We start from the raw sequence: 22,003 nt of genomic DNA, 5'->3' as shown, positions 1-22,003 counted from the left end.
CTCTCCGTAAATCATTCGCCTGATCGGGGTTGCGAAACCACCGTTTCATGCTTACGTAAACCGCCCCAAATTCGATGACCAATGGCGGAATACATCGCGCCCGCAACCACGATAAACGCACCGAGATAACCTAATAGGTTTAGCATCGGTCTGGCGAAGAAATCGGGCCAGGCCAGTGATAATAAATCTGAAAATAACAACGTAAACAGCGGTGTGAGCGTGATAATAGCGCTCACCTGAGCCGCCTGCCAACGCGCCATCGCTTCCGCGAGAGCGCCGTATCCTACCAGCGTATTCAGGCCGCAGAATACCAGGCATGCCAGCTGCCAGTCGCTGAGTTGCGTGATGACACCGGGTTTAGCCAGCGGCAACAACGCCATCGTACATAAAGTGTACAGTAAAAACAGGATCTGCGGTGATGCCAGGCGGCGCAATAACACCTTTTGTGCGACCCCATAGCTCACCCAGACCATCGCCGCACCGACACCAAAGATAACGCCCCAGGTGTAATCGGTGAGTCGGGTAAAAATTTCGATCAGACTGGTATTAAAAAACAGAACCAGGCCGCTCAGAAGCATAATGGCGCCAATAACCTGCGTGCCGCGCATCTTTTCTTTCAGGATAAAGACGCTGGCGATCATCATACCAACCGGTGACAGCTGGCCGATAACCTGCGAAGCCGTTGGGCTCAAATACTGCAAGGATGAACTAAACAGAATGAAGTTACCGAACAGCCCACCGGTTGCGATAGCCAGCAACACCAGCCAGCGCGCTTTGCGAAAAATACGCAGCGGAGGGAGCTTTTTTTTAACCGCAAGAATAGCGCCAAGGCCAACGCTTGCCATTAAAAAACGGTAGAATACCACGGTAGGAGGCTCCATCACCTCCAGCACTTGCTTCATTGCTATTGGCAAAGCGCCCCAACATACTGCCGTTGTGAGTGCTAACAGAATACCAATGCCTGCCTGCTGCTTCATGCCGTATTCCCTGCAAGGGCTCGTTTCCGGGTTGTCGGCGCGACGAGCGTATTTACCGGCCGTCGAATGTAAAAAGCCCCGCAACGTGTTGCGGGGCTTTTATCCGTTACCGGGACGCGAAAAACTTATTCAGCAACGATGCTGATGAATTTACGGTTTTTCGGGCCTTTCACTTCAAATTTCACTTTACCGTCTGCTTTAGCAAACAGAGTGTGGTCTTTGCCGCAACCAACGTTGGAGCCAGCGTGGAATTTAGTACCACGTTGACGAACGATGATGCTACCAGCCAGAACTGTTTCACCGCCGAAGCGTTTTACGCCCAGACGTTTAGCTTCTGAATCGCGACCGTTACGAGTCGAGCCGCCAGCCTTTTTATGTGCCATTTAATCTGCTCCCCTTAACTTAAGCGCTGATGCCAGTGATTTTCACATCAGTGAACCACTGACGATGGCCCTGCTGCTTACGGTAGTGTTTACGACGACGAAACTTAACAATTTTAACTTTCTCGCCACGACCGTGAGCAACGACTTCAGCTTTGATAACGCCGCCATCAACGAAAGGAACGCCGATTTTGACTTCTTCACCGTTTGCGATCATCAGAACTTCTGCGAATTCAACAGATTCGCCAGTTGCGATGTCCAGCTTTTCCAGGCGAACGGTCTGACCTTCGCTTACTCGGTGTTGTTTACCACCACTTTGGAAAACCGCGTACATAAAAAACTCCGCTTCCGCGCACACCTTTTTGATGATTCAGAGTGCGCTATAAATATTCACAATAGGGCGCGAATATTACGCAAAACGCGAGCCTTTGACAAGTGCTACCGTCAATACATGAAGAAAAAAAACACAACACGTACGGTAACGTTTATCTACGGCGTTTTTTCAGTACAATCAGCATATATTTATAACCCTAAACCCGACGTTACCTTCCCACACAGTAAGGTAATCGGGGCGAGAAGCCCGGCTTTTGCGATGAATTTAGAAAAAATCAATGAGTTAACCGCGCAAGATATGGCGGGGGTCAATGCGACAATCCTTGAACAGCTCAATTCCGACGTTCAGTTGATCAATCAACTGGGGTACTACATCGTTAGCGGCGGCGGAAAACGCATTCGCCCAATGATCGCCGTCCTCGCAGCGCGGGCCGTTGGTTACCAGGAAAATGCGCACGTTACGATCGCGGCCCTCATCGAGTTTATCCACACCGCGACCCTGCTGCACGACGATGTTGTGGATGAGTCAGACATGCGCCGTGGGAAAGCTACGGCAAATGCGGCGTTTGGTAATGCGGCCAGCGTGCTGGTTGGCGATTTTATCTATACCCGCGCATTTCAGATGATGACCAGCCTTGGCTCGTTGAAAGTGCTGGAAGTCATGTCGAAAGCAGTCAACGTCATCGCCGAAGGTGAAGTCTTGCAGTTGATGAACGTCAACGACCCGGACATCACCGAAGAAAACTATATGCGCGTCATCTACAGTAAGACCGCGCGTTTGTTTGAAGCGGCAGCCCAATGTTCAGGTATTCTGGCTGGCTGTAGCGAAGAACAAGAAAAAGGGTTGCAGGATTATGGCCGTTATCTCGGTACCGCTTTCCAGTTAATTGACGATTTGCTGGATTACAGCGCAGATGGCGAGCAACTGGGTAAAAACGTCGGCGATGACCTCAACGAGGGTAAACCAACGCTGCCGCTGCTGCATGCCATGCGCCATGGTACCCCAGAACAAGCGCAAATGATCCGCCAGGCCATTGAGCAAGGTAATGGTCGTCACCTTCTGGAGCCGGTTCTGGAAGCGATGAACGCCTGTGGCTCCCTGGAATGGACTCGCCAACGTGCAGAAGAAGAGGCTGATAAGGCCATCGCTGCGCTGCAGGTGCTGCCTGATACACCGTGGAGAGAAGCGCTGATTGGTCTGGCACATATTGCCGTACAGCGCGACCGTTAATTCCCTACTGCATCCTCTCTCATCCCGTGCCCTGCACGGGATTTTCTTATAAGCTCCAGTAAGCATTTCCTCCTCTCCAGAAAATCACGCAGAATCTTGGCATATTCTGAATATACACACACTTTACATGAACATTTTAGAACATTCACTCTTCGGGCGTTATAGTGTCGGCACAACCGATCGTGGAACCGTAAGTCGTTAACCAAAGGAGAGATGAATTTATGGAAAGCAAGCTGATTGACTGGCATCCGGCCGACATCATCGCCGGACTGCGCAAGAAAGGGACCTCAATGGCCGCTGAATCACGTAAAAATGGATTGAGTTCATCAACGCTGGCAAATGCGTTAACGAGACCATGGCCAAAAGGTGAGTTGATAATCGCCCAGGCGCTGGGAACTGACCCCTGGGTAATTTGGCCGTCACGCTATCACGATGCCAAAACGCATGAGTTCATCGACAGAACGCGGATGATGAGGAGTCGCAAAGAGAAAAAGAATCCGGAATGAACATTGAGCTGTAACCCCCGGTTCGCAGAACCAGGGGTTAAAAGAGACGTTGACGATTACTCGCCTTTCACGCGCTCAATGTTTGCGCCCAGCGCACGCAGTTTATCTTCGATGCGCTCATAGCCGCGATCGATGTGATAAATACGATCGACTACCGTCGTACCTTCAGCAATACAACCTGCCAGCACCAGGCTTGCAGATGCGCGCAGATCAGTCGCCATAACCTGTGCGCCAGAGAGCGTTTCCACGCCGTGGCAAATCACGGTATTGCTTTCGATTTCTGCGTGAGCACCCATACGGCTCAGCTCAGGCACGTGCATAAAGCGGTTCTCAAACACGGTCTCCGTGATGAAGCCGGTTCCTTCAGCTACCAGGTTCAGCAGCGTGAACTGGGCCTGCATATCAGTTGGGAATGCCGGATGCGGTGCAGTACGCACATTGACCGCTTTCGGACGTTTACCGTGCATATCGAGGCTTATCCAGTCGTCGCCAACTTCAATATCCGCACCCGCATCACGCAGCTTCGCCAGAACGGCATCCAGCGTGTCCGGCTGTGCATTACGGCAGATAATTTTGCCGCGAGAAATTGCCGCCGCCACCAGGAAGGTACCGGTTTCGATACGATCTGGCAGAACGCGATAAACACCACCGCCGAGACGCTCAACGCCTTCGATGGTAATACGGTCGGTGCCCTGACCCGTGATCTTCGCGCCCAGCGCAATCAGGAAGTTCGCGGTATCCACAATCTCCGGCTCGCGCGCGGCGTTTTCGATGACGGTGGTGCCTTCGGCAAGCGTTGCTGCGCACATAATGGTGACCGTCGCACCGACGCTCACTTTGTCCATGACGATATGCGCGCCTTTCAGACGGCCATCAACGGACGCCTTCACATAGCCTTCTTCCAGCTTAATAGTCGCGCCTAACTGCTCCAGGCCGGTAATGTGCAGGTCAACCGGACGTGCACCGATGGTGCAGCCGCCCGGCAGTGATACCTGGCCCTGACCAAAGCGGGCAACCAGCGGCCCGAGCGCCCAGATGGATGCACGCATGGTTTTCACCAGATCGTACGGCGCACAGAAGACGTTCACATCACGCGCATCAATGTGCACGGAACCATTACGCTCAACTTTCGCACCCAGCTGGCTCAGCAGCTTCATCGAGGTGTCAACGTCCTTCAGTTTCGGGACGTTTTGGATCTCTACAGGTTCTTCAGCCAGCAGCGCCGCAAACAGGATCGGCAGTGCGGCATTTTTAGCGCCTGAAATTGTGACTTCGCCCTGGAGCTTGGTTGGCCCCTGAACACGAAATTTATCCATTATTCTGTTCTCTGTTAAGAATTTATCTTCGCTACCGGTACATCACCCGTAGCTCAAAAACCGTTAAGTTTGCGATCGCGCGCCCATTCCGCTGGGGTAAACGCCTTAATCGACACGGCATGAATGCGGTTGTCCGCAATGTACTCCATCAACGGGCCATAGACCGATTGCTGCTTCTTGACCCGGCTCATGCCTTCAAACATCTCACCCACGGCAATAACCTGAAAGTGACTGCCGTCGCCAGAAACGTGGACTTCCTGGAGGGAGAGTGCATTCATCAGCACGCTCTGAATTTCATTATTTTCCATGGGCTCTTCATTCGTCAGATAGTGAAAACAGCCCAACATCTTAGAGCAAAGTGGCGCTGTCATAAATAAGCAAAAAGCCTCGCTGATAAATCAGACAAGGCTTTAGTGGCAGATCCCCCTCAGGGGTTTTGCCGGATAGCGGCACAAGACCTTATCCGGCCTGGAAAAATTAACGCGGAAGGACGTCGTCAGGCAGATTGTAAAGCTGCGCCAGCATGTACACTTTATCGTTAACGCCAGTGAGCGAAACGCTATTTCCCTGCTGCTTGCCTTGATTAATCAGATGCAACAGTAACGCCAAACCGCCGGTATCTACCCGGGATACCTGGTTCAGGTCGATGCAGGATACCCCTTTCATCGCCTCAATTCGCGCATCCCATAAGGGATTTAACACGTCCTGATCCAGCTCTCCCACCAGCACCAGCTTGTCGCCTTCGCGCGTCCAGGTGAGTGACTGCGTCATTATTTTTTCTCTTCCAGAGTGATTTTCTGCTGAGAAATAGATTTCAGCTGCGCCGTCAGGCCATCAATACCTTTGGTACGCAGCAGGTCGCTCCACTCATTTTGTTTGGTGGTGATCATACTTACGCCTTCGGCGATCATGTCATACGCCTGCCAGTTACCGGTCTGGGAGTTTTTACGCCACTGGAAATCCAGACGTACCGGAGGACGACCGTTTGGATCGATGATGGTTACGCGGATAGGTACGATAGTCGCATCACCCAGCGGTTGTTCAGGGGCAATCTGATAGGTTTGGCCGTGGTACATCGCCAGTGCCTGGCCGTAAGCCTGCTTCAGATATTCACGGAATGCGGCAAAATAGGCTTCACGTTGGGCAGGAGTCGCATCTTTGTAGTAACGGCCCAGCACCAGCGCACCGGCATACTTAACCTGCACATAAGGCAGCAGTTCCTGATCGACGACCTGACGCAGGTAATCGGGGTTGGAACGGATTTTTGGTTGCTCGTTTTTCAGACGGTCAAAGGTCTTCTGCGCCGCCTCATCCATCAGTTTGTACGGGTTAGTCTGGTCTGCTGCGGTTGCCGCGCTAAGTGGAGCAATCACCAGCATAGCCACCATCATCAATCGTTTAAACATACGTCGATTCTCCTGAGATTATTTCGTTGCGCCCGCAGGCGTAGTGGCTTCATTATTGCCGTCAGTTGCGGCTGGCGCATCGCCAGAATTCTTATTGTCATCACCTTTACTGTTGCTGTTGTAAAGGAACTGACCAATCATATCTTCCAGCACCATCGCGGATTTCGTGTCCTGAATCGTACCGCCATCTTTGAGGATAGACGTTCCCAGCTCAGGATCTTCAAAACCCACGTTCAATGCCAGATACTGTTCGCCCAGCAGACCGGAAGTACGGATGCTCAGAGAACTGGTGTCAGGAATATGGTTAAAACGCGATTCGATTTCCAGCGTCACGCGCGGCAGGTACGTTTTCGGATCTAACGAGATGTCCGATACGCGTCCAACTACCACCCCGCCAATCCGCACCGGAGAACGCTCTCTCAGGCCGCCGATATTATCAAAGGTCGCATAAATCGTGTAAGTCGGCTCAGTACGCATTGAGGTGACGTTCGCTGCCTTCAGGCACACAAACAGCGCTGCCAGCAGCGCAACCAGCAAGAATAACCCGACCCAAATTTCATTTTTTTTCGTTTGCATGAACTCAATTCCCAAACATCAGTGCGGTCAGCACAAAATCCAGCCCCAGAACGGCAAGAGAGGCGTGCACAACGGTGCGTGTCGTTGCCCGGCTAATCCCGGCAGAGGTCGGGATCGCATCATAACCATTGAACAATGCAATCCATGTGACCGTAATGGCGAACACCACGCTCTTAATCAGACAGTTGACCAGGTCCAGACGCCAGTCGACGGCATTTTGCATAGCCGACCAGAAAAAGCCCGCATCAATCCCCTTCCAGCTTACGCCAACCAGTGAACCACCCCAGATCCCGACTGCGACAAAAATAATCGTCAGCAGCGGCAATGAAATAACACCGGCCCAAAAACGTGGGGAAATCACCCGGCGCAGTGGATCGACGGCCATCATTTCCAGACTGGAAAGCTGTTCGGTCGCCCGCATCAGGCCAATTTCTGCGGTTAAGGCCGACCCGGCCCGCCCGGCAAACAGCAGCGCCGCAACAACCGGTCCCAGCTCACGTAACAATGACAGTGCCACCAGCATACCGAGGCTGGTTTCCGCGCTGTAAGTCGTCAGCACCAGGTATCCCTGCAACCCCAGCACCATACCGATGAACACGCCAGAAACAATAATGATCAGCATCGATAAGACACCGACATTATAGAGCTGGCGTATCAGCAGCGGCGCATGTTTGCGAAACTCCGGCTTGCCGACAACCGCATTGAACAACATTAATCCGGCTCGCCCGAACGTCCTGAGGGTTTTTATTCCCCGATGTCCGAGTGATGCCAGCGCATTTAACAACATGGGTGGCTTAACTCCCTGTTTTGAGTAAATCGATGTGGTAGTCGCCCGCCGGGTAACGGAACGGAACCGGTCCATCGGCAATGCCGTCAAGGAACTGGCGTACGCGCGGATCGGCATTTTCTTGTAGCGCCTGAGCACTACCGTAGGCCACTATTTTTTTGTCCGCCATTATATAGGCGTAATCCGCAATACTCAGTACCTCAGGCACATCATGGGATACCACCACACAGGTGACGCCCAGCGCGCTGTTCAGTTCTGAAATTAGCTTCACCAGAACGCCCATGGTGATGGGATCCTGGCCGACGAACGGCTCATCAAACATGATGAGGTCTGGCTCCAGCGCGATAGCACGTGCTAACGCGGCGCGACGCGCCATCCCACCGGATAATTCAGAAGGCATTAATTTGGCCGCACCCCGCAGGCCGACGGCCTCGAGCTTCATCATCACCGTGCTCTTCAGCAACGGCGCTGGCAACGTCGTATGCTCGCGCAGAGGGTACGCGACGTTGTCAAAAACATTCATGTCGGTAAATAGCGCACCAGACTGAAACAGCATACTCATGCGCTTACGCACGGTAAATAAACGCGAACGGGACATGGCCGGGACGTTCTCACCGTCAAACAGGATCTCGCCCTTATCCGGGGGGATCTGTCCGCCAATCAGACGCAACAGCGTCGTTTTGCCGATGCCTGATGGCCCCATGATCGCCGTCACCTTACCGCGCGGTACCGTCAGGGAAATATTATCAAAGATGCAGCGGTCACCCCGGGAAAAGCTGACATCGCGCATATCGACTAGATTCGCCACAGACTGACCCATTGATTCATCCTTTACTATTGCCTCGTTGATCGAAGAGTTTGGCGCTCAATTTAGCCCTGAACCCAACATATTTACAGATTATTGCCTGTCCTGGTTAGCGAAAGCTGGCATTTGTTTTACTTTTTAGCCGCATAAAGTCAAAATTAAGACTTCGTTACGGCTTCCAGAAGATCCTTCAAGTGGACCGGCGAGTATACCTGAAGAAAGGACTTTAGATGCTTTTAGCGACGGCGCTGTTAATAATTGGTTTACTTCTGGTGGTCTACGGTGCCGACCGTCTGGTATTTGCCGCATCCATTTTATGTCGAAATTTCGGTATTCCTCCCATTATCATCGGAATGACCGTGGTCAGCATGGGTACGTCGTTACCCGAAATAATTGTCTCCGTTGCCGCATCGATGAATGGGCAACTCGATCTGGCTGTCGGGACCGCCATAGGTTCTAACATCACCAACATTCTGCTTATTTTAGGCCTGTCGGCGCTGATTCATCCTTTTACCGTGCATTCTGATGTTCTGCGTCGTGAATTACCGCTAATGTTGCTGGTAAGTATTTTAGCTGCATCCGTCCTGTATGACGGACAGTTAAGCCGCAGCGACGGTTTCTTTCTTCTGCTTCTGGCCGTGCTATGGCTGCTATTCATTGTTAAAATCGCCCGTCTGGCCGAGCGACAAGGCAATGACAGCCTGACACGTGAGCAGATAGCTGAGCTACCGCGTGAAGGCGGGTTACCTGTCGCGTTTTTGTGGCTGGGCATTGCGCTGATTATTATGCCAATGGCAACACGTATGGTGGTGGATAACGCTACCGTGCTGGCGAACTATTTCGCCATGAGCGAACTTACTATCGGGCTAACAGTGGTCGCCATTGGTACCAGCCTGCCGGAGCTGGCAACAGCGATTGCGGGTCTGCGTAAAGGTGAAAACGATATTGCCGTCGGTAACATTATCGGCGCAAACATTTTTAATATCGTTATCGTCCTCGGGCTACCGGCGCTGATTACGCCGGGTGAAGTCAATCCAATGGCCTTCACCCGTGACTATAGCGTCATGCTGCTGGTGAGCGTGATTTTTGCACTACTCTGCTGGCGACGTCCGCGCCAGATTGGTCGCGGCGCAGGTGCGCTGCTGACCGGCGGTTTTATCATATGGCTGGCGATGCTGTATTGGTTATCGCCACTTCTCGTTGGATAACTGGAAACGCATTATGTCGCACTTAGAGTTGCAACCGGGTTTTGACTTTCAGAAAGCAGGCAAGGAAGTCCTGGCAATTGAACGTGAAGGCCTGGCGGAGCTTGATCAGTACATCAACCAAAATTTTACCCTCACATGCGAGAAAATATTCAGCTGCCCGGGCAAAGTGGTGGTGATGGGAATGGGGAAATCTGGCCATATCGGGCGGAAAATGGCAGCCACATTTGCCAGCACCGGCACCCCCTCATTTTTTGTACATCCAGGCGAAGCCGCACATGGCGATCTGGGTATGGTCTCGCCGCAGGATGTGGTCATCGCCATCTCTAACTCCGGTGAATCCAATGAGATAGCGGCGCTGATCCCGGTATTAAAACGTCTTCATGTACCGCTTATCTGCATGACCGGTCGTCCTGAAAGCAGTATGGCGCGTGCGGCAGATGTGCATCTGTGTGTTAAAGTGCCCAAGGAAGCTTGTCCGTTAGGCCTGGCGCCGACCAGCAGTACGACAGCAACATTGGTGATGGGCGATGCCCTGGCGGTGGCGTTATTAAAAGCGCGCGGCTTTACCGCGGAAGATTTTGCGTTGTCTCATCCCGGTGGCGCACTGGGCCGTAAGCTTTTACTGCGCGTTAACGATATTATGCATACGGGCGACGAGATCCCGCATGTGACCAAAAACGCCAGCCTGCGTGACGCCTTACTTGAGATCACGCGTAAAAATCTCGGCATGACCGTCATTTGCGATGATGCCATGAAGATTGACGGTATTTTCACCGATGGCGATTTACGTCGTGTCTTCGATATGGGCGTTGATGTACGCCAGTTAGGCATTGCCGATGTGATGACCCCTGGAGGCATTCGCGTGCGTCCGGGCATTCTTGCCGTCGATGCCCTGAACTTAATGCAGTCCCGCCATATCACCTCGGTAATGGTTGCTGATGGCGACCAGTTACTCGGTGTGTTACATATGCATGATCTGCTGCGTGCAGGTGTAGTGTAAGAAACTCAAGGATAACAAAAATGAGTAAAGCAGGTGCGTCGCTTGCGACCTGTTATGGACCCGTCAGCGCAGACGTTATCACCCGGGCAGAAAACATCCGTTTGCTGATCCTGGATGTGGATGGCGTACTGTCTGATGGTCTGATTTATATGGGCAACAACGGTGAAGAGCTGAAGGCTTTTAACGTCCGTGATGGTTACGGAATTCGCTGTGCGCTCACTTCCGGTATTGAGGTTGCCATTATTACCGGACGAAAGGCTAAACTTGTAGAAGATCGCTGTACCACTTTGGGGATCACCCACCTGTATCAGGGGCAGTCAGACAAACTGGTTGCCTTTGGCGATCTCCTTAGCAAACTGGCGATCGCGCCGGAGAATGTCGCCTATGTTGGCGATGACCTGATCGACTGGCCGGTGATGGCTAAAGTGGGATTAAGCGTCGCGGTGGCAGATGCCCACCCTTTGCTGATCCCGCGAGCTGATTATGTCACCCGCATTGATGGGGGACGTGGCGCTGTGCGTGAAGTCTGCGATTTATTACTCCTGGCGCAGGGCAAACTGGACGAGGCCAAAGGGCAATCGATATGAGCAAAACCAGACGTTGGGTTATCATTCTACTGTCGCTGGCTGTCCTTGTGATGATTGGTATTAATCTGGCAGACAAAGATGACACCGCTCAGGTCGTCGTCAATAACAACGAGCCAACCTATAAGAGCGAACATACTGATACCGTCGTGTATAGTCCGGAAGGCGCGCTGAGCTATCACTTGATCGCACAACACGTTGAATATTATTCGGAACAAGCGGTTTCGTGGTTTACTCAACCGGTATTAACCACGTTTGATAAGGATAAAGTACCGACCTGGACGATCAAGGCCGATAAAGCCAAATTGACCAACGATCGGATGCTGTATCTGTACGGCCATGTTGAGGTTAACGCCCTGGTGCCTGACTCTCAACTACGCAGAATTACGACCGATAACGCGCAGATTAACCTGGTGACACAAGACGTCACTTCCGATGATCTGGTGACGTTGTATGGCACAACATTTAACTCCAGCGGACTGAAGATGCGCGGCAACTTACGCAGCAAGAACGCCGAGCTGATTGAAAAGGTTAGAACCTCATATGAAATCCAAAACAAACAAACTCAGCCTTAATCTTGTACTTGCCAGCTCACTTCTGGCCGCCAGCATTCCGGCATTTGCCGTCACCGGCGATACCGAGCAGCCGATTCACATTGAATCGGACCAGCAGTCCCTGGATATGCAGGGCAACGTGGTGACGTTTACTGGCAACGTGATTGTGACTCAGGGCACCATCAAAATTAACGCCGATAAAGTCGTCGTGACCCGTCCTGGCGGTGAAGACGGCAAAGAAGTGATTGATGGCTATGGCAATCCAGCAACGTTTTACCAGATGCAGGACAACGGTAAACCGGTTAAAGGCCACGCCTCTCAGATGCACTATGAACTGGCGAAAGACTTTGTCGTTCTCACCGGCAAGGCGTATCTGGAACAGCTCGATAGCAACATCACGGGCGATAAGATCACTTATCTGGTAAAAGAGCAGAAAATGCAGGCCTTCAGCGATAAAGGCAAACGCGTCACCACCGTTCTGGTTCCGTCGCAGTTGCAGGACAAAAACAAGGCTCCGGCAGAGAAAAAAGGTAACTGATTCGTTATGGCAACATTAACTGCAAAGAACCTTGCAAAAGCCTATAAAGGCCGTCGTGTGGTTGAAGATGTCAGTCTGACCGTCAACTCCGGGGAGATCGTCGGTCTGCTCGGTCCTAACGGTGCAGGCAAGACAACAACCTTTTACATGGTTGTCGGCATTGTCCCGCGCGATGCGGGTAACATTATCATTGATGACGAAGACATCAGTCTGCTGCCTCTGCATGCGCGCGCGCGTCGCGGCATCGGCTACTTACCGCAGGAAGCATCGATTTTCCGTCGCCTGAGCGTGTTTGATAACCTGATGGCGGTGCTGCAAATTCGTGACGATCTGACCAGCGAGCAGCGGGAAGATCGCGCTAACGAGCTGATGGAAGAATTCCACATCGAGCACCTGCGCGACAGCTTAGGTCAGTCGCTCTCCGGTGGTGAACGACGCCGCGTGGAGATCGCTCGCGCACTGGCCGCCAATCCGAAATTTATCCTGCTGGATGAACCGTTTGCCGGTGTTGACCCGATTTCTGTTATTGATATTAAACGGATCATCGAACACCTGCGCGACAGCGGCCTTGGCGTGCTGATTACCGACCACAACGTCCGCGAAACGCTGGCAGTGTGTGAGCGCGCCTATATCGTAAGTCAGGGGCACCTGATCGCGCACGGCACGCCAACAGAAATACTGCAGGATGAGCACGTTAAGCGCGTATACCTTGGGGAAGACTTCAGACTCTGATAGGGTAGAAGACTTCACGTCACTGCAGGAGAAAACAACTCTGAACATGAAGCAAGGTTTGCAACTCAGGCTTAGCCAACAACTGGCGATGACGCCTCAGCTACAACAGGCTATCCGTCTGTTGCAGTTGTCCACGCTGGAACTTCAGCAAGAACTTCAGCAAGCGCTGGAAAGTAACCCACTGCTCGAGCAAACCGATCTTCACGACGAAATTGATACCCAGGAAAAACAGGACAGCGAAACCCTCGACACCGCAGATGCACTCGAACAAAAAGAGATGCCTGAGGAGTTGCCGCTTGACGCCAGTTGGGATGAAATTTACACCGCCGGGACGCCTTCGGGCACCAGCGGAGATTACATCGACGACGAACTGCCTGTCTATCAGGGTGAGACCACGCAATCACTACAGGATTACCTGATGTGGCAAGTGGAACTGACCCCGTTTTCTGATACCGATCGCGCCATTGCGACATCCATTGTGGATGCGGTAGACGAAACCGGTTATCTCACCGTGACCCTGGACGATATTCTCGAAAGCATGGGCGATGACGACGTCGGTATGGACGAAATCGAAGCCGTGCTTAAACGCGTTCAGCGCTTTGATCCCGTTGGCGTGGCCGCCAAAGATCTCCGTGACTGCTTACTGATCCAACTTTCGCAGTTTGATAAAGCCACACCGTGGCTGGATGAAGCGCGCCTGATCATCAGCGATCATCTCGATCTGTTAGCCAACCATGACTTCCGCACGCTGATGCGCGTGACCCGACTGAAAGAAGACGTGCTGAAAGAAGCCGTCAACCTCATCCAGTCGCTTGATCCCCGCCCAGGGCAGTCGATCCAGACTGGCGAGCCGGAGTACGTCATTCCGGATGTGCTGGTGCGTAAGCATAACGATCGCTGGGTGGTCGAACTCAACGGCGACAGCATTCCGCGCTTACAGATTAACCAGCACTACGCCGCGATGTGCAATAGCGCACGCAACGATGCCGACAGCCAGTTTATTCGTAGCAATCTGCAAGATGCGAAGTGGCTGATTAAAAGCCTGGAAAGCCGCAATGATACGTTGCTGCGCGTCAGCCGCTGCATCGTTGAGCAGCAGCAAGCTTTCTTTGAACAAGGCGAAGAGTATATGAAACCGATGGTACTGGCGGATATCGCCCAGGCCGTCGAGATGCACGAATCGACCATTTCCCGTGTGACCACGCAAAAGTATCTGCACAGTCCGCGCGGCATTTTTGAATTGAAGTATTTCTTTTCCAGTCACGTTAACACTGAAGGCGGAGGTGAAGCCTCATCCACAGCTATCCGTGCGCTGGTGAAGAAATTAATTGCTGCGGAAAACCCCGCGAAACCGCTGAGTGACAGCAAGTTAACCTCTATGCTGTCAGAACAGGGTATCATGGTGGCACGCCGCACCGTTGCGAAGTACCGAGAGTCTTTATCCATTCCGCCGTCTAACCAGCGCAAACAGCTGGTGTGACCCAACCGATAAGGAAGACACTATGCAGCTCAACATCACTGGAAACAACGTCGAAATCACCGAAGCCCTGCGCGATTTTGTGAATACAAAATTTGCCAAGCTCGAACAATATTTCGACCGGATTAATCAGGTCTATATTGTGTTGAAAGTGGAGAAGGTTACACATATCTCGGATGCAACACTGCATGTGAACGGTGGCGAAATTCATGCCAGCGCGGAAGGTCAGGATATGTACGCCGCCATTGACGGTTTAATTGATAAACTGGCTCGGCAGTTAACAAAACATAAAGATAAACTGAAACAGCACTAACTTGTCCGGGCAGTTAGCGGGTGCAGGACGGCCTGTTGTGTAGCACAACGGGCCATTTGTACAGTTAGCGCTTAGGTGAAATTATGACAAATAACGATACGACTCTACAACTGAGCACTGTTCTTAACCAGGAATGTACACGCGCAGGCGTTCACTGCCAAAGCAAGAAACGCGCACTGGAAATCATCAGCGAACTTGCGGCAAAACAGCTTAGCTTGCCTTCTCAGGTGGTATTTGAAGCCATTCTGACGCGTGAAAAAATGGGCAGTACCGGCATCGGTAATGGTATTGCTATCCCGCACGGAAAGCTGGAAGAAGACACGATGCGCGCGGTTGGTGTGTTTGTTCAACTCGAAACACCCATCGCCTTCGACGCCATTGATAATCAACCTGTCGATCTGCTTTTCGCCCTGCTGGTCCCGGCAGACCAAACCAAGACGCATTTGCATACGTTGTCACTGGTCGCAAAACGTCTGGCGGATAAAACCATCTGTCGTCGTCTGCGCGCCGCGCAGAGTGACCAGGAGTTGTATCAAATCATCACGGACACCGAAGGTGGACAGGATGAAGCATAACAACCCAATGGCATCCTTTTTTGTCGTTGTGAGGAGAAACAGTACATGGTACTGATGATCGTCAGCGGCCGTTCAGGGTCAGGTAAATCTGTCGCCCTGCGTGCGCTGGAAGATATGGGTTTTTACTGCGTGGATAACCTTCCCGTAGTGCTGTTGCCCGATCTGGCTCGTACACTGGCCGATCGCCAGATTTCTGCGGCCGTCAGCATTGATGTGCGCAACATGCCTGAGTCCCCGGAAATTTTCGAGCAGGCAATGAATAATCTGCCCGAGGGTTTCTCACCACAGCTGCTGTTCCTTGATGCAGACCGTAACACGCTGATTCGTCGCTACAGCGACACGCGCCGTTTACACCCGCTCTCCAGCAAGAACTTGTCTCTGGAAAGCGCTATCGATAAGGAAAGCGATTTGCTGGAGCCTCTGCGCTCTCGCGCTGATCTGATCGTTGATACCTCCGAAATGTCCGTACACGAACTGGCGGAAATGTTACGTACCCGACTGCTGGGTAAACGTGAACGTGAATTGACGATGGTATTCGAATCCTTTGGTTTCAAACACGGTATCCCGATTGATGCGGATTACGTCTTTGACGTGCGCTTCCTGCCTAACCCACACTGGGATCCGAAGCTGCGCCCAATGACCGGTCTTGACCGCCCTGTCGCCGCATTCCTCGACAGGCACACAGAAGTACACAATTTTATCTACCAGACTCGCAGCTATCTTGAGCTATGGTTACCCATGCTGGAGACCAACAACCGTAGCTACCTTACCGTAGCCATCGGCTGTACCGGCGGGAAACACCGTTCGGTGTATATTGCAGAGCAGCTGGCAGACTACTTCCGCTCACGCGGTAAAAACGTGCAGTCACGCCATCGTACGCTGGAAAAACGTAAATCATGACCGTGAAGCAAACCGTTGAAATCACCAATAAGCTGGGCATGCATGCCCGCCCAGCGATGAAACTGTTTGAATTGATGCAGGGTTTCGAAGCAGAAGTTTTGCTGCGTAATGATGAAGGAACGGAGGCCGAGGCCAACAGCGTTATCGCCCTGCTGATGCTGGATTCAGCCAAAGGGCGTCAGATAGAAGTCGAAGCCACGGGACCACAGGAAGTAGAAGCCCTGGCCGCAGTGATTGCCCTGTTTAATTCAGGGTTTGATGAAGATTAATCGAGTACACAGAACGTAGCCAGTAGGCCGGATAAGGCGTTTACGCCGCATCCGGCAATAACTACGCTAATACAGCTTATTTTCCCGCATAAACGACTCACCACCTAACTGACGCATTTGGCGCATAATCCAAGCCTGGCGGTTACGCACATAACCAGAAGGCGCATTCGCCTTAAAACGCAAAGGATTGGGCAATACTGCCGCCAGCAAGGCCGCTTCAGACAGGCTCAACCGACTGGCCGGTTTATGAAAATACCGTTGCGCCGCCGCCTCCACGCCAAATATCCCATCGCCAAACTCGGCGATATTCAAATAGACGGTCAGAATACGTTTCTTACTCCAGACGGTTTCCATACCCAGCGTTAGCCCGGCTTCGAGACCTTTACGCACCCAGCTGCGTCCATCCCATAAAAACAGGTTTTTCGCCGTCTGTTGCGATAACGTCGACGCCCCGCGAATGCGGTTTTCATTGCGTTCATTGTGCGCCAGCGCTTTCTCTATGGCGGTGACGTCAAACCCCCAGTGGTCGGGAAACTTCTGATCCTCCGCAGCAATCACCGCCAGTCCCATCCACGGTGAGATCTCATCCATACTCACCCAGTCCGAGTGCGCCACATAGCCGAAATCACCGGACAGCCATGCGCCCAGCTGTCGCTCGACCATCACCGCCGAGAAAGGCACAGGCATCACGCTGAAAAGTGCGATACCTCCGCCCCAGAATACGGCGAGGACAACCACCACCCGCAGAAAAATACGTCGCAGAAAGGCGGTTACTCCTTTTCTCATTCAGTCAGCACCAACACACGCGATACCAGTTTATCGATGCCACTCGCAGCCTGAGCGATGTCCTGCGCCAGCATATAGGCAGGCGTGGTGACGATTTTGTTGTCTTCATCGACGACAATGTCATCAACCGGACAAGGCACATGCTCAGCGCCCATCTCTTCCAGCACCTCTGCCGTGTCGATATCAGTGCCGATGGTCAGACGCAGCGGGAAGTCAAAAATTTTAGGTAACATGGCAGGCGCAATGCACATAAATCCCAACGGCTTACCCGCCTGATGCATGGCCACCGCCAGCGCGGCTAAATCGCTGTCAACCCGGCATTCGCTGCCCTGACTGGCAAAGTTGCTCAGATTTTTGGCCGCACCAAACCCACCCGGCACGATCAACGCATCCAGTTCCGATGAGACTGCCTGCGCAAGTGGGCGAATATCGCCACGTGTGATGCGCGCGGCTTCAATCAGCACATTGCGAGTTTCCAGCATCGGCTCGCCGGTCAGATGATTAATCACATCCGCTTGTTGTTTATCCGGTGCAAAACAGACGGCCTGAGCGCCGTTGCGGGCAATGGCCAGAAGCGTGAGAACAGTTTCATGGATCTCTGCACCGTCATACACGCCGCATCCGCTGAGCACTACACCCACTTTTTTCATCGTGATACTCCTTTCTCAACTGGCTGAAACATATTAGTTATTATGATTTAAATGCTACGCTTCACACATTTAACTGATTCATGTAACAAATTATTTAAGATTTGCTATCTTAACTGCGTGCGGCCTGAAAATTAGGGCTGCGCCCTTGTAAACAATGATAATAATTTACGGCGCAGCCACGATTTCCCTGGTGTTGGCGCAGTATTCGCGCACCCCGGTCAAGCCGGGGTCATTTTTTTTCCACGCTCGCCACCCAGGCTTTTAATACTGCCACGTCGTGCTGCCACTCCTGCTTCATCTCTTCAATCCATTCAGCAACGTTATCTTCCCAGGCAGGAAGATCCGGCGACTGGATTTGCTGACCTAGCTGTTGCAGGTGACGCAGCCCCACTGAACCTGCTGCGCCTTTAATTTTATGGCCTTCCTCAACAACACCTTTTTTATCCCGTGCCGTCAGATTGGACTCCAGCACGCTCAAATATCCCGGCATCATCTTCTCAAACACCGCCAGCCCGTCGGTAATTAACTTCGGTCCCACCAGCTCGAGGTATTGTTCCAACATAGGAATATCTAACAGCGCTTGCGATTTACTGCTTTCTTCAGATGTCACAGTGCTCTCCTCTTCGTTTCGGGTATCCCAGTATTTTTTGATCATGGCGGTTAGTGCCGGAACCGACAGCGGCTTACTCAGCACGTCGTCCATGCCTGCGTCCAGATACTCTTTTTTATCTTTCAGTACGTTGGCGGTGAGTGCGACCAGCGGTGGCAGATCTTCACGGGCGTATTTTTGCGTGAGCTCCCGCGAGATATCCAGACCGGTCATATCCGGTAGCTGAATATCCAACAACACCAGGTCATATTCACCCGGCGTAAACATTTCCAGCGCGGCTTTCCCGGTCATCGCGACATCCACGCTGTTGCCTAATTTTTCCAGCACGGAGCGCGCAACAATAACGTTCAGCTCAATGTCTTCCACCAGCAGCACATTCAGGGCTGGCAGCGGCAGTTCATCGTCTTCAAACGCGTCTTCAATCTCTTCCGCTACCGCAGGGGCATGCACGGTCAGCGTAAAGATAGACCCTTTTCCTGCCTGGCTGGAAACCGTAATATCACCGCCCATGTTTTTCGCCAGACGCTTCGACACGGCCAAACCAATCCCTGTCCCCGTTGCCGGTTTACCGCCGTTACTGTCCTTCACCTGATAATACATAGCGAAGATTTTATCCTGCTCATCCTGCGGAATGCCGATGCCGGAATCTTCAACTTCGAAATGCAGCATATTCCCCTGGTCATAGCGCGCCCGCACGGTCACCTGCCCCTGCTGGGTAAACTTCACGGCGTTGCTGATCAGATTCCACAGGATCTGACGCAGACGCGTTCCGTCGGTAATGACCTTATGCGGCAGGGGTAACGTCGGCTCAAGCACAAAACGCAGACCCTTTTGCTGCGCCTGTAGGCCAGAGAGGTTTTCCAGATCCGCCATAAAACTGGTGAAATCGATCGGCTGGTTATCGAGCTGGACTTTACGTCGCTCCATCTTATCCATGTCGATAATATCGTTGAATATATTCCCCAGCGTCACAGCAGAGACGTGGATTGTTTTCAGGTATTTTTCCTGCTCCGCTGTTAGATCCGTATCCAGCAGGATCCGGCTTAAGCCGACAATGCCGTTAAGCGGGGTGCGCAGCTCGTGGCTGATGGTAGAAATAAAGGTGGTCTTATCGCGGCTGGCGCGCTCAAGCGCATCCTGATAACGCTTACGCTCGGTAATATCGCGTCCAAAGCCCATCAGACCATGTCGCTTACCTACGCGGTCATAGTAAGGCACTTTGCGAATTTCAAAGCAGGCTTTGCGCCCATCCGGGTAGTCCAGCCACTGTTCGTAGGTGAGCGAAACATTATGACGGAACACCTTCTCGTCGGTCTCAATCACCTTTTCAGCCGCTTCAGGAGAGTAAACGTCAGCCGGTTTTAAGTTCACCAGCTGCTTTTCGCTTTTGCCAGTCAGCAGCTCCATGGCACGGTTACAGCCGGAAAACTCCTTATCTTCATTGCGATAAAAAACCAGATCCGGCGAGGCATCAAGGAAAGAGCGTAAAAAGGAAGACTGTTGCTCAAGCTGGATCTGCGCCTCTTCGCGCTCTTTGATTTCAACCTTCAGTTGCTCGAATGTTTCCTGGCGCTCTGCTTCAGCTTTTTCACGCTCAACAATTTCCTGATTGAGCTGGGCAATATTATCTTTCAGCTGCACATTGAGCTTGAGATCGCGCTCGCGCATCTCTTCCAGCTTTTGTACCAGTCGTGACAGGCGCTGCCGGGACTCCTCAAGTTGCTCCACCACCACGGACAAGAAATAGACGGCCCAGGGGGTAATTAACAGACCAAAAAAGATAGAGCGGATGACATCAATGCTTTCTACCTGGCCATGCAGCACCATGGTGACAGCCATCTGCACCACAATTGCCAACACGACCAGAGCCAGCGCCAACAGCAGCGAAAAGCGCACCAGACCTAACTTCATCATCAGGTCGACGTAATATTGCGCCAGCATACGGATTTGCTTCATAGAGGGTTCCTTCACGACAACTTGGCACAATAATACTCAATTCTCAGCGTGACGTTGAAGATTGTGCAAGAAATGCGGAGGTTATCGGTGAAATGACCGCGGAGAGGCCATCGTACGCCTGATAAGCAAAGCGCCATCAGGCAAGCAGGCGCAGATTTCCGGATGTCGGCTTTACCTTATCCGGCCTACGGAGAGTTAGTTCTCAGGCAGCACCCATGGCGTACCGAGCGCCGAGCCTTGCACACCGTACTTGTTAAGGTACTTATCCAGTTCGACCATGCCGGTCCAGCGGTTTTCACACCATAGAGGTGCCAACAGCGTTGGGCGGCGCGCGCTGGCGGAAATTCGATGATAAATCACCTCTGGCGGCGTATGACGGATCATCTCCCCGGCGGTAACCGTATAGTCGTCCAGTTCAATTCCGTTCAGCCGCCCGGCTTCCCAGGCTTTCGCCATCGTACTGCCTTTCACAATATGCAGCGGGTGCAGCTTAATACCGTCAACACCCGTCTCCACCACACGTTCCATGGTTTGCAGGCATTCTGCTTGCCCTTCTCCCGGCAGACCGACAATCAGGTGTGAGCACACTTTCAGCCCGCGCTCGCGTGCCAGTCGCGTAGTGCGTTGGTAACAGGCAAAATCATGGCCGCGGTTAATACGGTGCAAGGTTTTGTCATGCGCAGTTTGCAAACCGAGTTCCAGCCATACCTCATAGCCGAGGTCTTTATACTCGCAAAGCAGATCAAGTACCGCATCCGGCACGCAGTCGGGGCGCGTCCCAACGCATAACCCGACGATACTGGCCTGGCTGACCGCCTGCTGATACATCGAACGCAGCACCTGCACTTCAGCAAAGGTGCTGGTATAGGCCTGGAAATAGGCCAGATAGCGTTTCGCGCGATTGACCAGATGCGCCTGATGCTCAAGCTGCTCGGCAATAGAATGGTGCTGCTGTGCTTCATCGGCAAACGAGGCGACATTGCAGAAAGTACATCCACCACGTCCGATGGTGCCATCACGATTTGGACAGCTAAAGCCGCCGTGAAGCGTGAGTTTATGAACCTTTTGCCCGTAACGGCGAGAAAGATCCCCACCAAACATATTGACTAATTTCTGTAACTGCATAATCTGGTAGACCGCGCCTTGAAAAGAGGCCAAAGCCTGCCATTTTTTGCCCCAGTCGGCGATGACCTGGATCAATCGCCCTGGCGTGCCTTTATTTATTGCATAACAAATCAAAACAATCGAAATTTCATTCATTCAAAATGAAATTACTTTTCCTTATATCCGACTGTTTTTTTTATCTTCTTATACTCTCAGCATAAAAACAGTATCTTTAAGACGCCAAAACTCTAAAAACCAGCATAAAATGCCAAGCATAGCGATAAACAAAGGGAGGACGGGGGATATACAGCCTTTCTGACAGTGAGACAGATCACACTTCGCACTCCATTCCCCTTGCGTTAAATCAATGTAAAAAAGCCTTAAATTTCAACATATTCATAAAGTTAATCGCCCTATAGCACATTTTTGC

The 22,003-nt window shown here is 52.2% G+C and carries 27 protein-coding genes; 13 read left to right on the top strand and 14 right to left on the bottom strand.

What is annotated here, in order from left to right:
• Positions 1-11: 11 nt before the first annotated feature.
• The 3 genes from OGY06_RS01425 to rplU form a co-directional block, all read right to left on the bottom strand.
• Positions 12-977, bottom strand: a complete 966-nt coding sequence (locus OGY06_RS01425) for a DMT family transporter (RefSeq protein ID WP_174328906.1) — start codon at positions 975-977, stop codon at positions 12-14.
• Between the two features lie 125 nt (positions 978-1,102).
• Positions 1,103-1,360 carry a 50S ribosomal protein L27 gene (gene rpmA / locus OGY06_RS01420; RefSeq protein ID WP_003025030.1) on the bottom strand — a complete coding sequence of 86 codons (258 nt, stop codon included), beginning with the start codon at positions 1,358-1,360 and terminating at the stop codon, positions 1,103-1,105.
• 19 nt (positions 1,361-1,379) lie between these two features.
• Positions 1,380-1,691 (bottom strand): 50S ribosomal protein L21, encoded by a 312-nt coding sequence (gene rplU, locus OGY06_RS01415; RefSeq protein ID WP_003025032.1) that lies wholly within the window; start codon positions 1,689-1,691, stop codon positions 1,380-1,382.
• Between the two features lie 258 nt (positions 1,692-1,949).
• Between rplU and ispB the strand changes: the two genes are divergently transcribed.
• Positions 1,950-2,921 carry an octaprenyl diphosphate synthase gene (gene ispB / locus OGY06_RS01410; protein WP_003025033.1) on the top strand — a complete coding sequence of 324 codons (972 nt, stop codon included), beginning with the start codon at positions 1,950-1,952 and terminating at the stop codon, positions 2,919-2,921.
• A gap of 221 nt (positions 2,922-3,142) precedes the next feature.
• Positions 3,143-3,427: a DNA-binding transcriptional regulator SfsB gene (gene sfsB / locus OGY06_RS01405; RefSeq protein WP_063941611.1), complete on the top strand. Its 285-nt coding sequence runs from the start codon at positions 3,143-3,145 to the stop codon at positions 3,425-3,427.
• A 56-nt stretch (positions 3,428-3,483) separates the two neighbouring features.
• Here the strand turns inward: sfsB and murA are convergent, their stop codons facing one another.
• The 7 genes from murA to mlaF form a co-directional block, all read right to left on the bottom strand.
• Positions 3,484-4,743, bottom strand: coding sequence for a UDP-N-acetylglucosamine 1-carboxyvinyltransferase (murA, locus tag OGY06_RS01400; RefSeq protein WP_003828741.1), 1,260 nt, complete (start codon positions 4,741-4,743; stop codon positions 3,484-3,486).
• Between the two features lie 53 nt (positions 4,744-4,796).
• Entirely contained in the window at positions 4,797-5,051 is a 255-nt protein-coding gene (ibaG, locus tag OGY06_RS01395) for a BolA family iron metabolism protein IbaG (protein WP_003025040.1), read from the bottom strand.
• A gap of 169 nt (positions 5,052-5,220) precedes the next feature.
• Positions 5,221-5,514 (bottom strand): lipid asymmetry maintenance protein MlaB, encoded by a 294-nt coding sequence (mlaB, locus tag OGY06_RS01390; protein ID WP_286604483.1) that lies wholly within the window; start codon positions 5,512-5,514, stop codon positions 5,221-5,223.
• Positions 5,514-6,149 carry a phospholipid-binding protein MlaC gene (gene mlaC / locus OGY06_RS01385; protein ID WP_003025047.1) on the bottom strand — a complete coding sequence of 212 codons (636 nt, stop codon included), beginning with the start codon at positions 6,147-6,149 and terminating at the stop codon, positions 5,514-5,516. The genes mlaB and mlaC overlap by 1 nt, the downstream gene beginning before the upstream one ends.
• An 18-nt stretch (positions 6,150-6,167) precedes the next feature.
• Positions 6,168-6,725, bottom strand: coding sequence for an outer membrane lipid asymmetry maintenance protein MlaD (gene mlaD / locus OGY06_RS01380; RefSeq protein ID WP_003828747.1), 558 nt, complete (start codon positions 6,723-6,725; stop codon positions 6,168-6,170).
• 4 nt (positions 6,726-6,729) lie between these two features.
• The gene (gene mlaE, locus OGY06_RS01375) at positions 6,730-7,512 is read right to left on the bottom strand and encodes a lipid asymmetry maintenance ABC transporter permease subunit MlaE (protein ID WP_003025053.1); all 783 of its coding nucleotides are present in this window, start codon (positions 7,510-7,512) and stop codon (positions 6,730-6,732) included.
• A gap of 7 nt (positions 7,513-7,519) precedes the next feature.
• Positions 7,520-8,332 (bottom strand): phospholipid ABC transporter ATP-binding protein MlaF, encoded by an 813-nt coding sequence (mlaF, locus tag OGY06_RS01370; protein ID WP_003828749.1) that lies wholly within the window; start codon positions 8,330-8,332, stop codon positions 7,520-7,522.
• 215 nt (positions 8,333-8,547) lie between these two features.
• Between mlaF and OGY06_RS01365 the strand changes: the two genes are divergently transcribed.
• The 11 genes from OGY06_RS01365 (at position 8,548) to npr (ending at position 16,467) form a co-directional block, all read left to right on the top strand.
• Entirely contained in the window at positions 8,548-9,525 is a 978-nt protein-coding gene (locus tag OGY06_RS01365; protein ID WP_003828751.1) for a calcium/sodium antiporter, read from the top strand.
• 13 nt (positions 9,526-9,538) lie between these two features.
• The gene (kdsD, locus tag OGY06_RS01360) at positions 9,539-10,525 is read left to right on the top strand and encodes an arabinose-5-phosphate isomerase KdsD (protein ID WP_286604481.1); all 987 of its coding nucleotides are present in this window, start codon (positions 9,539-9,541) and stop codon (positions 10,523-10,525) included.
• A 20-nt stretch (positions 10,526-10,545) separates the two neighbouring features.
• Positions 10,546-11,112 carry a 3-deoxy-manno-octulosonate-8-phosphatase KdsC gene (kdsC, locus tag OGY06_RS01355; RefSeq protein ID WP_003828755.1) on the top strand — a complete coding sequence of 189 codons (567 nt, stop codon included), beginning with the start codon at positions 10,546-10,548 and terminating at the stop codon, positions 11,110-11,112.
• Positions 11,109-11,684: an LPS export ABC transporter periplasmic protein LptC gene (lptC, locus tag OGY06_RS01350; RefSeq protein WP_003828757.1), complete on the top strand. Its 576-nt coding sequence runs from the start codon at positions 11,109-11,111 to the stop codon at positions 11,682-11,684. The genes kdsC and lptC overlap by 4 nt, the downstream gene beginning before the upstream one ends.
• Positions 11,653-12,201: a lipopolysaccharide ABC transporter substrate-binding protein LptA gene (gene lptA, locus OGY06_RS01345; RefSeq protein WP_003828759.1), complete on the top strand. Its 549-nt coding sequence runs from the start codon at positions 11,653-11,655 to the stop codon at positions 12,199-12,201. Before lptC ends, lptA begins: the two co-directional genes overlap by 32 nt.
• Before the next feature lie 6 nt (positions 12,202-12,207).
• Positions 12,208-12,933, top strand: a complete 726-nt coding sequence (gene lptB / locus OGY06_RS01340; RefSeq protein WP_003828761.1) for an LPS export ABC transporter ATP-binding protein — start codon at positions 12,208-12,210, stop codon at positions 12,931-12,933.
• Between the two features lie 46 nt (positions 12,934-12,979).
• Positions 12,980-14,413, top strand: a complete 1,434-nt coding sequence (rpoN, locus tag OGY06_RS01335) for an RNA polymerase factor sigma-54 (protein ID WP_032934192.1) — start codon at positions 12,980-12,982, stop codon at positions 14,411-14,413.
• Positions 14,414-14,435: 22 nt separating this feature from the next.
• The gene (hpf, locus tag OGY06_RS01330) at positions 14,436-14,723 is read left to right on the top strand and encodes a ribosome hibernation promoting factor (RefSeq protein ID WP_003025078.1); all 288 of its coding nucleotides are present in this window, start codon (positions 14,436-14,438) and stop codon (positions 14,721-14,723) included.
• 83 nt (positions 14,724-14,806) lie between these two features.
• Positions 14,807-15,298, top strand: coding sequence for a PTS IIA-like nitrogen regulatory protein PtsN (gene ptsN, locus OGY06_RS01325; protein ID WP_003025083.1), 492 nt, complete (start codon positions 14,807-14,809; stop codon positions 15,296-15,298).
• Positions 15,299-15,343: 45 nt separating this feature from the next.
• Positions 15,344-16,198, top strand: a complete 855-nt coding sequence (gene rapZ, locus OGY06_RS01320) for an RNase adapter RapZ (protein ID WP_003025085.1) — start codon at positions 15,344-15,346, stop codon at positions 16,196-16,198.
• On the top strand, positions 16,195-16,467 hold the full coding sequence (npr, locus tag OGY06_RS01315; protein WP_003828770.1) for a PTS phosphocarrier protein NPr: 273 nt from the start codon (positions 16,195-16,197) through the stop codon (positions 16,465-16,467). The genes rapZ and npr overlap by 4 nt, the downstream gene beginning before the upstream one ends.
• 66 nt (positions 16,468-16,533) lie before the next feature.
• Here npr and mtgA read toward each other — a convergent pair whose 3' ends face one another.
• The 4 genes from mtgA to mnmL form a co-directional block, all read right to left on the bottom strand.
• Positions 16,534-17,253, bottom strand: coding sequence for a monofunctional biosynthetic peptidoglycan transglycosylase (gene mtgA, locus OGY06_RS01310; protein WP_003828772.1), 720 nt, complete (start codon positions 17,251-17,253; stop codon positions 16,534-16,536).
• A complete protein-coding gene (gene elbB / locus OGY06_RS01305; protein WP_003828774.1) occupies positions 17,250-17,903 on the bottom strand; it encodes an isoprenoid biosynthesis glyoxalase ElbB in 654 nt (217 codons plus the stop codon). The genes mtgA and elbB overlap by 4 nt, the downstream gene beginning before the upstream one ends.
• A gap of 229 nt (positions 17,904-18,132) precedes the next feature.
• The gene (gene arcB / locus OGY06_RS01300) at positions 18,133-20,469 is read right to left on the bottom strand and encodes an aerobic respiration two-component sensor histidine kinase ArcB (RefSeq protein WP_003828775.1); all 2,337 of its coding nucleotides are present in this window, start codon (positions 20,467-20,469) and stop codon (positions 18,133-18,135) included.
• Positions 20,470-20,664: 195 nt separating this feature from the next.
• Positions 20,665-21,594, bottom strand: a complete 930-nt coding sequence (gene mnmL, locus OGY06_RS01295) for a tRNA modification radical SAM protein MnmL/YtqA (protein WP_008785937.1) — start codon at positions 21,592-21,594, stop codon at positions 20,665-20,667.
• Positions 21,595-22,003: the final 409 nt, after the last annotated feature.

Origin of the sequence: Citrobacter sp. Cpo147 (genome assembly GCF_030332405.1) — a bacterium.
GTDB classification, from domain to species: domain Bacteria; phylum Pseudomonadota; class Gammaproteobacteria; order Enterobacterales; family Enterobacteriaceae; genus Citrobacter; species Citrobacter portucalensis.
This window is presented reverse-complemented; position numbering and strand designations above follow the sequence as displayed.

Bases quoted from the DNA above. Each gene is read 5' to 3' on its own strand.
- OGY06_RS01425 (WP_174328906.1), bottom strand. From the start codon at position 977: ATGAAGCAGCAGGCAGGCATTGGTATTCTGTTAGCACTCACAACGGCA.
- rpmA (WP_003025030.1), bottom strand. From the start codon at position 1,360: ATGGCACATAAAAAGGCTGGCGGCTCGACTCGTAACGGTCGCGATTCA.
- rplU (WP_003025032.1), bottom strand. From the start codon at position 1,691: ATGTACGCGGTTTTCCAAAGTGGTGGTAAACAACACCGAGTAAGCGAA.
- ispB (WP_003025033.1), top strand. From the start codon at position 1,950: ATGAATTTAGAAAAAATCAATGAGTTAACCGCGCAAGATATGGCGGGG.
- sfsB (WP_063941611.1), top strand. From the start codon at position 3,143: ATGGAAAGCAAGCTGATTGACTGGCATCCGGCCGACATCATCGCCGGA.
- murA (WP_003828741.1), bottom strand. From the start codon at position 4,743: ATGGATAAATTTCGTGTTCAGGGGCCAACCAAGCTCCAGGGCGAAGTC.
- ibaG (WP_003025040.1), bottom strand. From the start codon at position 5,051: ATGGAAAATAATGAAATTCAGAGCGTGCTGATGAATGCACTCTCCCTC.
- mlaB (WP_286604483.1), bottom strand. From the start codon at position 5,514: ATGACGCAGTCACTCACCTGGACGCGCGAAGGCGACAAGCTGGTGCTG.
- mlaC (WP_003025047.1), bottom strand. From the start codon at position 6,149: ATGTTTAAACGATTGATGATGGTGGCTATGCTGGTGATTGCTCCACTT.
- mlaD (WP_003828747.1), bottom strand. From the start codon at position 6,725: ATGCAAACGAAAAAAAATGAAATTTGGGTCGGGTTATTCTTGCTGGTT.
- mlaE (WP_003025053.1), bottom strand. From the start codon at position 7,512: ATGTTGTTAAATGCGCTGGCATCACTCGGACATCGGGGAATAAAAACC.
- mlaF (WP_003828749.1), bottom strand. From the start codon at position 8,332: ATGGGTCAGTCTGTGGCGAATCTAGTCGATATGCGCGATGTCAGCTTT.
- OGY06_RS01365 (WP_003828751.1), top strand. From the start codon at position 8,548: ATGCTTTTAGCGACGGCGCTGTTAATAATTGGTTTACTTCTGGTGGTC.
- kdsD (WP_286604481.1), top strand. From the start codon at position 9,539: ATGTCGCACTTAGAGTTGCAACCGGGTTTTGACTTTCAGAAAGCAGGC.
- kdsC (WP_003828755.1), top strand. From the start codon at position 10,546: ATGAGTAAAGCAGGTGCGTCGCTTGCGACCTGTTATGGACCCGTCAGC.
- lptC (WP_003828757.1), top strand. From the start codon at position 11,109: ATGAGCAAAACCAGACGTTGGGTTATCATTCTACTGTCGCTGGCTGTC.
- lptA (WP_003828759.1), top strand. From the start codon at position 11,653: ATGAAATCCAAAACAAACAAACTCAGCCTTAATCTTGTACTTGCCAGC.
- lptB (WP_003828761.1), top strand. From the start codon at position 12,208: ATGGCAACATTAACTGCAAAGAACCTTGCAAAAGCCTATAAAGGCCGT.
- rpoN (WP_032934192.1), top strand. From the start codon at position 12,980: ATGAAGCAAGGTTTGCAACTCAGGCTTAGCCAACAACTGGCGATGACG.
- hpf (WP_003025078.1), top strand. From the start codon at position 14,436: ATGCAGCTCAACATCACTGGAAACAACGTCGAAATCACCGAAGCCCTG.
- ptsN (WP_003025083.1), top strand. From the start codon at position 14,807: ATGACAAATAACGATACGACTCTACAACTGAGCACTGTTCTTAACCAG.
- rapZ (WP_003025085.1), top strand. From the start codon at position 15,344: ATGGTACTGATGATCGTCAGCGGCCGTTCAGGGTCAGGTAAATCTGTC.
- npr (WP_003828770.1), top strand. From the start codon at position 16,195: ATGACCGTGAAGCAAACCGTTGAAATCACCAATAAGCTGGGCATGCAT.
- mtgA (WP_003828772.1), bottom strand. From the start codon at position 17,253: ATGAGAAAAGGAGTAACCGCCTTTCTGCGACGTATTTTTCTGCGGGTG.
- elbB (WP_003828774.1), bottom strand. From the start codon at position 17,903: ATGAAAAAAGTGGGTGTAGTGCTCAGCGGATGCGGCGTGTATGACGGT.
- arcB (WP_003828775.1), bottom strand. From the start codon at position 20,469: ATGAAGCAAATCCGTATGCTGGCGCAATATTACGTCGACCTGATGATG.
- mnmL (WP_008785937.1), bottom strand. From the start codon at position 21,594: ATGCAGTTACAGAAATTAGTCAATATGTTTGGTGGGGATCTTTCTCGC.